Origin of the sequence: Cyanobacterium sp. T60_A2020_053 (assembly GCA_015272165.1) — a bacterium.
GTDB lineage: Bacteria > Cyanobacteriota > Cyanobacteriia > Cyanobacteriales > Cyanobacteriaceae > Cyanobacterium.
In genome coordinates this window covers 21,224-33,926 of sequence record JACYMF010000086.1, presented here as the reverse complement: position 1 = coordinate 33,926, position 12,703 = coordinate 21,224, and the positions used below count along the sequence as shown (strand labels likewise).

General features: G+C 38.1%; 9 protein-coding genes. 5 read left to right on the top strand and 4 right to left on the bottom strand.

What is annotated here, in order from left to right; all coding sequences use genetic code 11:
- Positions 1 to 22: 22 nt before the first annotated feature.
- Positions 23 to 1,600 (bottom strand): Hsp70 family protein, encoded by a 1,578-nt coding sequence (locus IGQ45_11755; protein MBF2057862.1) that lies wholly within the window; start codon positions 1,598 to 1,600, stop codon positions 23 to 25.
- Between the two features lie 167 nt (positions 1,601 to 1,767).
- Between IGQ45_11755 and IGQ45_11750 the strand changes: the two genes are divergently transcribed.
- The 5 genes from IGQ45_11750 (at position 1,768) to IGQ45_11730 (ending at position 10,266) form a co-directional block, all read left to right on the top strand.
- Positions 1,768 to 2,172, top strand: a complete 405-nt coding sequence (locus tag IGQ45_11750; protein MBF2057861.1) for a tetratricopeptide repeat protein — start codon at positions 1,768 to 1,770, stop codon at positions 2,170 to 2,172.
- 184 nt (positions 2,173 to 2,356) lie between these two features.
- Positions 2,357 to 4,261: a long-chain fatty acid--CoA ligase gene (locus IGQ45_11745; GenBank protein MBF2057860.1), complete on the top strand. Its 1,905-nt coding sequence runs from the start codon at positions 2,357 to 2,359 to the stop codon at positions 4,259 to 4,261.
- Positions 4,262 to 4,753: 492 nt separating this feature from the next.
- Complete coding sequence (locus IGQ45_11740) at positions 4,754 to 5,992, top strand: S-layer homology domain-containing protein (GenBank protein MBF2057859.1); 1,239 nt, start codon at positions 4,754 to 4,756, stop codon at positions 5,990 to 5,992.
- A 246-nt stretch (positions 5,993 to 6,238) separates the two neighbouring features.
- Entirely contained in the window at positions 6,239 to 7,840 is a 1,602-nt protein-coding gene (locus IGQ45_11735) for a hypothetical protein (GenBank protein ID MBF2057858.1), read from the top strand.
- Between the two features lie 350 nt (positions 7,841 to 8,190).
- On the top strand, positions 8,191 to 10,266 hold the full coding sequence (locus IGQ45_11730; GenBank protein MBF2057857.1) for a DUF3769 domain-containing protein: 2,076 nt from the start codon (positions 8,191 to 8,193) through the stop codon (positions 10,264 to 10,266).
- A 541-nt stretch (positions 10,267 to 10,807) separates the two neighbouring features.
- Here the strand turns inward: IGQ45_11730 and IGQ45_11725 are convergent.
- The 3 genes from IGQ45_11725 to IGQ45_11715 form a co-directional block, all read right to left on the bottom strand.
- Positions 10,808 to 11,194: a type II toxin-antitoxin system VapC family toxin gene (locus IGQ45_11725; protein MBF2057856.1), complete on the bottom strand. Its 387-nt coding sequence runs from the start codon at positions 11,192 to 11,194 to the stop codon at positions 10,808 to 10,810.
- On the bottom strand, positions 11,194 to 11,415 hold the full coding sequence (locus IGQ45_11720; protein ID MBF2057855.1) for a type II toxin-antitoxin system Phd/YefM family antitoxin: 222 nt from the start codon (positions 11,413 to 11,415) through the stop codon (positions 11,194 to 11,196). Before IGQ45_11720 ends, IGQ45_11725 begins: the two co-directional genes overlap by 1 nt.
- Before the next feature lie 117 nt (positions 11,416 to 11,532).
- Entirely contained in the window at positions 11,533 to 12,480 is a 948-nt protein-coding gene (locus tag IGQ45_11715; GenBank protein MBF2057854.1) for a F0F1 ATP synthase subunit gamma, read from the bottom strand.
- Positions 12,481 to 12,703 lie beyond the last annotated feature (223 nt).

Sequence of the window (12,703 nt, the reverse complement as noted above, 5' to 3'; positions counted from 1 at the left end):
ATTGAAACGACTTAAAGGCAAACTAGCTTAATTGAGCCACAATAGAATTATCGATTAAAATTTCATTAGTCAATAAATCTTCCACCGTAATGCGTAACTGACAAGACTCATCCACCTTAAATAATACCTTAACTCGGTCATTGCCCGGCATACCTAGAGGATTGAGATTAGCAATAGTTTGCTTGTCGCTATTAAGAATTTGTACCTCATTAGTGCCACTACTTACCTGTTTTGTTACTAATCTATCCCCATCAAAATATACCTCAGTGGTGATATTTTCAGCGCCCATCTCCCCAATCAATAATTCTATACTAGGTTGATTTACCATGGATGCCCCCAACACTAACTCAATGGGATTTTTCATGGGGTAGGGTTGCCCACTAGAAATAATAGTATGCCAACTGTGACAATTTTGACGGCGATTCCAATAGCGAATACCATAACTATGATACAGAAAATCTTTAACCTGCATCCCCTGTTCTAATTTTAATGCACCCGTAGCAATTGCCGAGTAAGGGCGCTCACTTTTGATTTTTTCGGGGGGGAAATATTGCTGTAACCAATTTTGCAAAGCTGGGATTTGACTACCTCCCCCCACCAGAAGAATTAAATCGATATTGTCTTGGATGATACCGTTATTTTTTCCCTGTTGCAAAATATCCGCCATCAAATCATCTAACCGAGTAAAAAAATTATTTTGCTCTAAAATTTGCTCAAACTCATTAATACTTAAAGATAGTCTATCTTTAGCTTCTTTTTCTTCCTCTTGATAGGATTCTTGAACTTTTTTTTGTCTTGATAATCTAATCTTAATTTGTTCTGCTAAACGAGTAAGATAAAGAGACTTTTCTAAACCTTTTTCTCTGACAAAATAATCCACAATCCAATTATCTAAATCAGCGCCCCCCAAACTAATTCCAGCTTTAGCAATTACCTTAGCAACTTTAGGTTTTTGCTTGGAATTTTCCCCTAATATTTTCTCGCCCCATTTTAAAATAAATCCTTGGGCAGTGCCACTTTTACCTAAATCTAATTCTACCAAAGAAAAATCCAGCGTACCACCACCAAAATCCACTACCAACACTAAACGATCTTGATCTAAACCATATCCTAACGCCGCTGCCGTCGGTTCGTCAATGATTTTAACTTGCTCCACTGCCCATTTTTGACATACTGTAGTTAACCAGTGTCGATAACTTTCAAAACTATCCACTGGCACAGTAATAATTAAAGATTTTGGCTTTTCTGGTAATGCTTCAATTAAACTAGATAAATACCATTCGCCCACCGTTTCAAAACTGATTTTTTCTCCATCTAATTCGGGTAAAAATCCTTGTATATTTACTCCAATGCCTCTTTTAAAATTACTAAAAAATCGTTGACTTTCACCAGATTTCAACTCTCTTTCTTTAGCTTGTCTTCCTAATAAAATATCTTTATTTTTGGCATTTTCTACATATACTAAAGTGGGAATTATGTCAATATTTTTAGTAATGTTTTCGCTAAATTTACTTAAATTAATTAATTCTTCTTGTTGGGTTTTAGGGTTAAAAGTGGCGATGACAGTGTTACTTGTACCAAAATCAAGGGCGATGATCATAGTGCAGTTTTTACAAGAGTTGTATAAACTAGAATATCAGAAAAAGTCATAATGAACAATTCATGATTAATTGTTTTTCTACGGCACTTTCGACTACCTAAAACAGAAATAATATAAATTCTGTAAAATGGTAAAGGTTTATATTGAAATCAATTGACATAGATACTATGAAAAAGAAATCTTCTGGGAAAGAAATTTTTAAAAAAGTGGTGGTAATTTTATCAGGAATATCTTTCTTTTGGTTTTCCGCTTCTACTGTAATCGGAATGTTAACTAACCCTCAACCAGCGCCCTCCGCCGTAGAAAATCCACCTGTTAATAATGAGTTAGTGCAGGAAATAGAAGGGTATCAATTAGTATTAGAAAAAGAACCAGATAACCGCTTTGCCAGAGAAAAAATAGTAGAAATTCACTTACAAAATAAAGACCTTAAAAGCGCCCTCCCCCACATGGAAAAATTAGTCGAATTACAACCAGAAAATCAACAATATCAAGAAATTTTAAGTATAATTAAACAAGGCATAGAAGCAGAAAAAAATCAAGAACAACCTCAAGAAAAACCACAAGAATAAAACCAAGAAAAAGTGCCAAAGATTATTTTTTTTCTCTACCCTTTTTTAACCTTTGCCCTTTTAACTTTGCCCTTTGCCCTTCTGACGATTGTGACAATCGAAATGGTAGCCCACAGAAATCAACAAAAAACCCCTCAACAATTAGAATCAAAATAAATCATCTATCGTTGGGAAAAATTGAGCCATGAATCAAGAAAAAAAGTATTTAGACTTGCAAAGTTTAGGGCAAATGTGGGATGTAATCAGCGCCCGTCACCATAATACATTAGCACTACATGATCCCCATAGTAAACCGATTTTAAAACTAACTTACGGGGAATTACATCAAAAAATCCGAGACTTTGCACAAGGATTACAGGCACTAGGCATTAAAGCAGGGGATAAAATTTCCCTCTTTGCTGATAATAGCCCCCGTTGGTTGATGGCAGATCAAAGTATTATTATAATTGGTGCAGTGGATGCCGTGCGCTCATCCCAAGCAGAAAAACAGGAATTACTGTATATCCTTGAAGATAGCGATAGCGTTGCCTTAATTGTGCAAGATTTAGCTACCCTTGAGAAACTCCAGCCAGAATTAATTAAATTATCTCTCAAATTTGTGGGGTTATTATCAGACGAGGAAGTTAAAAACAACTATCATTTCGCTGTATATAACTTTACTGAAATAATGGCGAAGGGCGCCGGGGTTTCTTTTATCCCTCCCGTTGTCAATAGTGATGACTTGGCAACCCTAATTTATACATCAGGCACCACAGGGAAACCAAAAGGAGTGATGTTAACCCATCGTAACCTACTGCACCAAGTGCGCTACCTTGAGTGTATCATCCAACCAGCGCCCGCCGATCGTATCTTAACCATTTTACCTAGTTGGCATTCCTACGAAAGAGCATCAGAATATTTCTTATTATCAAAAGGCACAACCCTAATTTATACCAATATTCGCTACTTTAAAGGAGACTTAAAAGAATATCAACCTCATTATATGGTAGGAGTACCCCGTTTATGGGAATCTATTTATGAAGGAGTGCAAAAACTATTCCGAGACACAGGCAAAGAAAAAATAGTTAACTTCTTTCTCAATATGTCTCAACAATATCTCGACAACAAACGCATCCAACAAGGATTAACTCTCGACAATTTGAACCCAACTGGTACAGAAAAACTAATAGCCACCATCAAAAGTATGGCTTTCTATCCCCTTCATGCCCTCGGTGATAAATTGGTGTATGGGAAGGTGCGCGCTGGAGTAGGTGGTAATATTAAAGCATGGATTAGTGGCGGTGGTTCATTAGCTAGACATATCGATAACTTCTTTCAAATTGTCGGTATTCCTCTTTTGGTAGGCTATGGCTTAACCGAAACCTCTCCTGTCACCAACGCGCGCCGTTTTAACCGTAACATTGTCAGCGCCTCTGGGCAACCCCTCCCCGAAACAGAAATTATGATTGTGGATGTGGAAACCAAAACCCCTCTCCCCCAAGGGGAAAAAGGCTTAGTTTTCATTCGTGGTACCCAAGTAATGCAAGGATATTACAAAAAACCAGAAGCCACCGCCAAAGCAATCAATAAAGAGGGATGGTTTGATAGTGGCGATTTAGGGTGGGTGACACCGCAAAATGATTTAGTAATTACAGGCAGAGCAAAAGATACTATTGTACTAAGTAACGGGGAAAATATCGAACCGCAACCCCTAGAAGATGCTTGTTTGCGTAGCCCATTTATTGATCAAATTATGTTAGTGGGGCAAGATCAAAAATACTTAGGGGCGCTGATTGTGCCTAATTTAGACGCTTTGCAAAATTGGGCAAAAGAGCAAAAAATTGCTTTGCAAATTCCCCATATTAACGCTTCTCATCAAGAAGTGACAGAAAGCGATCTTTATGCTAAGGCAGTTGTGAGCCTGTTTAAGCAAGAGTTAACCCGTGAGGTCAAAAATCGACCCGGCTACCGTCCCGATGACCGTATTGCCGTTTTTGAGTTGATTTTAGAGCCTTTTTCTATTGCCAATGGTATGATGACCCAGACTCTAAAAGTTAAGCGCCCCATGGTAACAACTCATTATGAGGATTTGATTAAAGGTATGTTTTAAAATACACTTCTCCTGAAATCATTTTTTCTCGACTTGTAGGGGTTGAATATTATTCAACCCTGTGAAAACAATTAGGGTTTGCTAAATAAATCAAAACTCTTTTAAAAGAAAGGTTTTACAGCAGTTTTCATTTCCTTAAACCACAATTTAGATAGTCACAAAGATTCCCTTTGCGAGAAACAAAAAACGTGGTTTATTCATGTGAAATGCGCTGTAAGCAGAATGAAACCCAGAAAAAGTGCCAAAGATAGTCTTTTTTCTCTAAAAATACTGTATTTTTTCCATTCCCATCAAAAATTATTGATACAAATGAGCAATTTATGAAAAATAACTATTTGGCTTAACTCTCTAATTTATAAGCATTTCACCTGAAACCTGACACCCGAAACCTGACACCTCCCTTCACTAAAATAATTTTTCAGAAACCCCTAATTAGTAGGAACTTAAAAGTTATTGTTATGGTCAAGAGAACAAAACTTATGAAGCAATATTATGTATAAGCAAACGACATCTTTAATTTTAGCCTTAGCGTTAGGCTCAACTGCTACCATTCCCCTAGTAGAAAGTTTTATTAATCCAGCGCCCGTCACCGCCCAAACACCAGCAAGACAATTTAATGATGTTTCTGATAACCATTGGGCAAATCAATTTATTACAGCTTTAGTGAGTAGAGGGGTAATTGCTGGTTTTCCTGATGGTACATTTAAACCAGAAGCGCCCGTCACCAGAGCGCAATTCGCCGCCATGGTGCAAAAAGCCATGACGAAAAATAACATTCGTAGCGCCCCTCGCTTCCAAGACGTAGCTAGTAACTATTGGGCGAATGATGCCATTAGTCGTGCTTATAGTATGGGTTTCTTGTCTGGTTATCCGGGAGACGTTTTCCGCCCTGAACAAAATATTCCCAGAGAACAAGTCTTAGTATCCCTTGCTAACGGTTTAAACTATAGTGCTACCAATGATGTTAATACAGTGGTGGGTTTTTATAACGATAATGGTAGTATCTCTAACTTTGCCAGAGCGCCCATCGCCGCAGCCACAGAGAAAAAAATAGTCGTAAATTATCCTAGTCCTCAGCAATTAAACCCCCAACGTAATGCCACAAGGGCAGAAGTGGCTGCTCTTATTTATCAAGGTTTACTATCTCAAGGGCAAGTTAGCCAAATCAATTCTCCTTATATTGTTACCCAATTACCTGTCAGTAATAATAATAATCTTATGGCGGGAACTCAAATTCCTGTCAGTTACCGCGCCGATAAAATTTTAATTACCAAACAAGAAACTGCACCCATTACCCTCAAGGTTTCCCAAAATGTTGTTAATAGTCAGGGTAGTGTTTTAATTCCCAGAGATAGCGAAGTCAAGGGAGAATTACGCCCCACAGAAAACGGTACTCGTTTCATTGCTCAACAATTAATATTGACCAACGGGCGCACTTACACCATCAACGCATCTTCTCAAGTAATTACCGAGACTGAAAGCGTTGCCAGAGGCACAGATACTGGTAATTTGTTGAAAAATGCAGCTTTAGGCACAGCAGCAGCAGCAGCCATTTCAGCCGTAACAGGAGACCGTGCCATTGCCACAGAAGAACTTTTAATCGGTACTGGTGGTGGAATTTTAGCCACTTTAATTCCGCAGTTTTTAGGCATGAATCGGGTTGATTTATTGGTTATTCGTCCGGAAACTGATCTTAATGTTACGCTCAATCAACCTTTAGTTATTAATTAACTACGGTGAAGGGCGCTGGGGAAGCAGAGGGAGAAGGGGAAGCAGAGGGAGAAGGGGAAGCAGGGGAAGCAGGGGAAGCAGGGGAAGCAGGGGAAGCAGAGGAGGATTATAATTCATAATTCATAATTCATAATTCATAATTCATAATTCATAATTCATAATTCATAAAACCTTTGCCCTTTTAACTTTGCCCTTTTGACGCATTTTTTGCTATTATCTTGAGAGGATAAATTATTACCACTGCCCATGTCGTCATTACCCATCACTACGAAAAAACGTTTACAGCGCATTCCACAACTTTCTAATGTGTGGGAAGGGAATATGTTTCCGGTAGAAGAAATGATGGAAAATATCGATCCTGATTTAGCAGAAACAGCCCAGTGTATTCTCTGGATTGATGCGTCAGAGGGCATTGTACGTTCCATGGATGTCATACGCAAAGATACCGGTTTTGAAGCTATGGTAAGGGCTTTATTAAAAGCCATTGAAAATCCCCATAGCCCGGGTGAGCCTTGTCGCCCCCAAAAAGTGGTTGTTAAAGATCGAGAATTACAGTTTTTTTTAAGAGGGGCGCTACAAGATTTAGCAATCACTGTGGATTATCAACCAGATTTACCTTTATTGGACGAAATTTGGCGTAATTTTAAACTTTTTCAACAAGATTCGAGTATTAATATTCCAGTTGCGTGGATGCAAGAATTGGAGAAAGAAGCCATTAACTTGATTTGGGATCAAGAAATTTGGAATTTAATCGCTGAGTATGACATTATCGAGATTCAGCTTAATACCCATGATGTTGAATCTCTTTATGCTTGTGTTATGGGCATGATGGGTAAAGAGTTTGGGGTGATTTTTTATCGCTCTTTAGACTCCATGAAACAGTTTAGAAGTTTGGCGGTGGATTTGGATGATGAAGCCAGTGAAGCAGAGTTGGAGCGGTCTTTTTTACAGCAGGATTGTTGGTTTTTAAATTTTTCTCATGATGAAGATGATGATAAGAAGGGAAATTTATTTGATTTATTTAGTAAAGATGATGATGAAGTTGAGGCGTTATTTGGCAGTATTCATCCTTATGAGGGTATTCGACCCATTAGCGAACAGGAAGAGGCTATTCCCGTTTATTTGGCGGTGAGGGCGCTGGGCTTATTCTTTGCCCAATTTGAAAAGGAATTAGAAAAAGAGCCTTTAGATTTATTAACCACTACTTTTAAGTTAACTTTACCTTGGGATAAAAATGAATCTTTTTCTGTGCAGGTAAACACCATGCCAGAGTTAGCGGTAGAGTTAGAGGAAATGGGAGACGATGATGATGATGATGATGTTGTTTTAAAAACTAACTTAATTCCGTCAGGGTCGATGTTTAACTTTGGTTTTGTGCCGATTCTAGCTTTACCAATAATTGATGATAAACGTGGTAGTCATCTGGATTTAACAGACATTTTGGATTTTGCACCAGATAGTAATATCCCTACTTTTATGGTTCAAAATACCAGAGGTAAGATTAAGGAAATAATTGACGTTTTAGCGGAAGATGATGGCATCGAATCCCTTTGCTTTGCGTTAGGAAATCATGATGGTGAAAAGGTTTGTTTGGTGGTGATTCAAACTTATGAGGATGAATATTATTTGCTCAGTGAAATTAACTGTGATGCTCGTTTTATGAAAGCCTTAAATAAATGGCAAGAAAAGGTGGAGGAGTTTGATGGTTGTTGTGCCGTGGCTTTCGCTATGGGGGTGACGGGCGCTAGTAAGGGAAATCCTGAGATGAAAGATATTCTTGGTTTTTTTGAAACTACCATGATTTCAGTAGAAGATGCTGGTTTAGAAGATTTATTTGATTCTATCTAGGATTTGCTGAAAAAGTATTTTGGTGAGGGGAGGTGTCAGGTTCCGGGTGTCAGGTTCCGGGTGAAATTCTTATAAACTAAAGACTTAGGATTGCTATATTTATATTGAACAGGAAATTTTAAGCAAAGTTGGGTTACGCTATGGCTAACCCAACCTACTTAGCCTATAAGTTATTGTGCAAAGTTAATTGTATATGGGCAAGGGGTTTAAACCCCTTGTTATCATAGCTTTAGAAAAAATAAAAATCACAATTAATTTTGCTTATCTACCTATTTAGCTCTAACCGTTGTCCATTTAACTAACTCCCTTGATTCGCCATGATTGGTTTCCTTTCCAGTTCGTTAATAACCTTGCCTACCGTAACAGAAAATCAATTAACTGATTTTAGAAGTTTAACGGAAATCTCCTCTGTGAGTAACCCAGCGCCCTCCACCGCTACAGAAATTGTCAGATTAATTACCACCACCAAGGAAGGTAAACAATATCGCATTGATTTTGATACCCAATCACAAGATTGGCAGATGGTGCAAGACTCTCCCACCATTACCATCGAAGAAGTTTTAAATGTAGTAGAAATTACCGCCGATGAGCAGGAATACTTAGATCAAAATCGGGTCATCAATGCCAAAGGAAATGTTACCATCCGTTTTGCCAATGGAATATTAACTGCTAATGAGGTACAAGTTAACCTTAATACTCGCATCGCCGTAGCCACAGGGGATGTCACCCTCGAAAGGGGAGAACAAATTCTCAAAGGAGAAAAATTTGAATACTATTTCGTGCAGAATCAAGGGGTAATCACCCAAGCCCGTGGCGTTATTAACCAAACTACTTTAGAACAAGACGTGGATTTTGACCTTGAGGGGGAGGGCGCTATTGGTTTTCGACCTCAACCCCAAGCTAATCAACCCATTACCCAAGTGCGCTCTATCGATGGCATTAATTTTGTTTTAGGTAGTACAGATGATATTTCTGTGTTACAAAGACGATTAGGAACACCTTTCATTGAAAGTGGGGGAAAGGTGACTAAGTTAAGATTTGAAGCAGACACAGTGGAATTTGACGGGGAAAATTGGACAGCAAAAGGTATTAGCATTACCAATGATCCCTTTTCGCCTCCAGATATAGAAGTTCGGGCAGACAGCGCCCGTCTGGAGAACATTGCTCCACAACGGGATAAATTAACAACAACTAATTCTAGGGTAGTATTTGAACAAGGTTTGACTGCTCCTTTATTTTTTAATGAATTAATTTTTAGCCCCCGTCGTCGCCGCCCTTTTTTGTTTTCCTTTGGCTTTGACGGAGAAGACTTAGGAGGTTTATATTTCGAGCGAGATTTCAACCTCTACGATGAGAATAATATTGTTCTTAGTATCACTCCACAATTTTTAATTCAACGAGCTTTATATCCTGACTCCATCCGAGATGAAAATATCCCCAATCCTGATGATAATGGTGGCATCCTCAACCCCTCCAGTTTTGGTTTGGTAGTTAAATTAGATTGGGCATTTGACGAGCGCACGGAGTTAATTTCTACCGTTAATGTCACGGGATTAGATTTAAGTAATATTGGCAACCGTTTGCGTGGTAATAGTACCATAGAACATAAAATCGGTAATCTTAATAATCCCTACACCTTAACAGGCTCATTCAGCAGTCGAGAACGGCTTTTTAACGGCTCTTTGGGCTTTCAAACCGTTGAACAAAGTATCGGTGCAGTTATTACCTCCCCCTTGATTCGCCTCGATGGAGGGCGCTATGGTTTTACCTATCAAGGGGGCATTCAAAATATAACTGCCGACACCGATCGCCCAGAATTACTAAGTAACAACAATGAAGATCGCCTGACTAATTTAACTCGAAGCCAAGTGGCGGGAATTATTAACGGTAGTATACCCCTTTGGCAAGGAGAAGCCTTACCTCCAACTCCTGATAGTGGCTTAAAATATACCCCAGCGCCCATCACCCCATTTTTAAACTTTACCACCGGTTTAACCGCCGTTGCTAGTCATTACAGTAGCTCAGACTTACAGACATCGATTATTGGTACAGTGGGTTTACAAGGACAAATTGGTAATTTTTCTCGTCAGTATTTCGACTATACTGGCTTTAATGTGAGCTATAGTCAGGGCTTCGGTGATGGTAACTCCCCATTTCTATTTGATCGCTTTGCTGATAATCGAGTTTTAAGCATGGGTTTAAGTCAACAATTTTACGGTCCCGTGCGGGGAGGAGTACAAACATATTTAAACCTTGACAGTGGTGACACCATTAGCACTGATTATATTTTAGAATATAGTCGCCGTTCCTATGGTGTTTTGTTACGCTATAATCCCATTTTAGAAATCGGCTCTATTAATTTTCGTCTTAGTAATTTTAACTGGAGTGGTGATACTCAACCTTTTCAGCCTGAAAGCTCACCATAAAATTTTTTTTAGAGCCCTCCACCAGCGCGCCTCATCACAGGTTTAATCACCGATAGAGGTATCTGTAACGTTTCGGCTGAAGGAATCTTGGGATTATACCCTGAATATAGTCGCCCATAAAAACAAACCTTGTCGGTTGGGTTGAGGCAACAAAACCCAACAAAAATAAATTAAATCTATATTCTTCCCCTCCCCTTATTAAGCAGGGCGTTTTCATTCTCAAAAATGTTAGTTTCTCAAACTAGCCAATAATCTGAAATTCAGAGGTTTTTAACTACTAATAAATCAATTAATAGTAAAAAATCCTCCTGTCTCCCTGTCAACCTGTCTTCTTGTCAAAAACAAATCAATTTTGATCCTGACTTTGAAAACACCCTGCTTATTAAGGGGAGGCTAGGAGGGGTTGGGGTGGTTATAATCAAAAAATAAGGATATAGCGTTTTTCACGATAATGAGGTACATTGATTCTCGTCAAGTCCCTTTTTTTAAGGGGGATTTAGGGGGATCCTCTTTACTCATTATAAAAAAATTAATTGCTGGTTTATTTGATTAGCTTAATATCATAACAATTAAACAGAGAATCATAACTAATCAAGGGAATTTTTTCGACCATAGCTTGAGAAATAATCATACGATCAAATGGGTCTCGATGATGAAAAGGCAGTTTTGTCACTTGTTCAAAATGTAATAAATTAAAACTCAAAATTTCAAAACTATTAATTTTAATTTGTTGGTTAATAAATTCTAAAAAAGGGGAGTCAAAATTAAGTTTTTCCTGACTATATTTTATTGCCATTTCCCAAATACTAGCCTGAATCAAATAAATAATATTCTCTCTTTGATTAATAATTTTTTTAGAATTATCGCTTAGTTTATTATCATCAGTTACATACCAAAGAAAAATATGAGTATCAATGATTATTTTCATTACATATAATCCTTAAAATCTGTCAATGGAGAATCAAAATCTTGAGAAATCAAAATTTTCCCCTTGGCACTCCCCGGTTTTCTTGGTGTTTTTGATCTAAGAAGAGTTAATTTTAAGACTGGTTCATTATCTTCTGTGATAATTACTTCCTCTCCATTGAGCGCATTTTCTAACAAAATATCTAACTGTTTTTTTGCTTCTTGAAGATTAATAGTAGTCATTTTTATATGTTATTGAAAATATAGTTAGCTTAATCGAGCCATATATCTATATCATTATAGTTGATCAAAATTAAAAAAAAAGCCCCTCTCCCAGTGGGAGAGGGGTTGGGGTGAGGGCTAACCCAGCGCGTTGGCACCAGAAACAACCTCAAGAATTTGCTGAGTAATAGAAGCCTGACGAGCCTTGTTATAAGATAAAGTAAGAGTCTTCATCAAATCACTAGCATTTTGACTAGCATTATTCATTGCCGTCATCCGTGCCGCCAACTCACTAGCCGCCGCCTCTTGTAAACCGCGCAATAATTGATTATTGATGTATAAAGGTAAAAGAGAATCAAGAATTTGCACAGGATTTTGTTCAAAAATCATATCTTTAGGAAAATCAGTTTTTTGGGTTGATACCGCTTCTCTTTCCACCGCAAAAGTGCCACCACGCACAATTAAACGGAAAATTTCATCATCCTGAACCTCTAAACCTTGGGGAGTAAGAGGTAAAAGAGTTTGAATCACAGGTTTAGAACTAATTAAAGACACAAAACGAGTATAAATTAACTCTACCCTATCCACATTTTCTGAGAAGAATTGCGATAATAACTCATCAGCAATTTTGCCAGAATCATTCGCCGTGGGAATTTGCTCTAAACCAAAATATTTTTGCGTAATAGGTTCTTCTCGGCGCTGAAAATACTGGGATGCTTTTTTACCTACCGTTAAAAAAGTGTAATTAAGCCCCTGTGCTTTCAATTCCGCCGCGCGCTGTTCAGCTTTTTTGATAATACTGGAATTGTAGCTACCGCACAAACCACGATCTCCCGTCACTACTAACAAAGCAACGGTTTTAACTTCTCTTTGTTGTAACAAAGGTAAATCCACATCTTCATTGCGTAAGCGCCCTTGCAACCCGTATAAAACTTGAGCTAAAGCATCAGCAAAAGGACGAGTTGCGGTAACTTGTTCCTGCGCCCTCCGCACTTTAGCCGCCGCTACTAAACGCATGGCTTCCGTAATCTTTTTCGTATTTTTTACCGAGTCAATACGATCTCGAATGGCTTTTAAATTGGACATAATCTTAACTGATATTGATTATAAATATTGATTTTTTATTTATACCCCTTTCTCTTTAGCCCCTCTCCTATGGGAGAGGGGTTGGGGTGAGGGTATCTCCTATGGGAGAGGGGCGTTTTCATTCTCAAAAATGTTAGTTTCTCAAACTAGCCAATAATCTGAAATTCAGAGGTTTTTAACTACTAATAAATCAATTAATAGTAAAAAATCCTCCTGTCTCCCT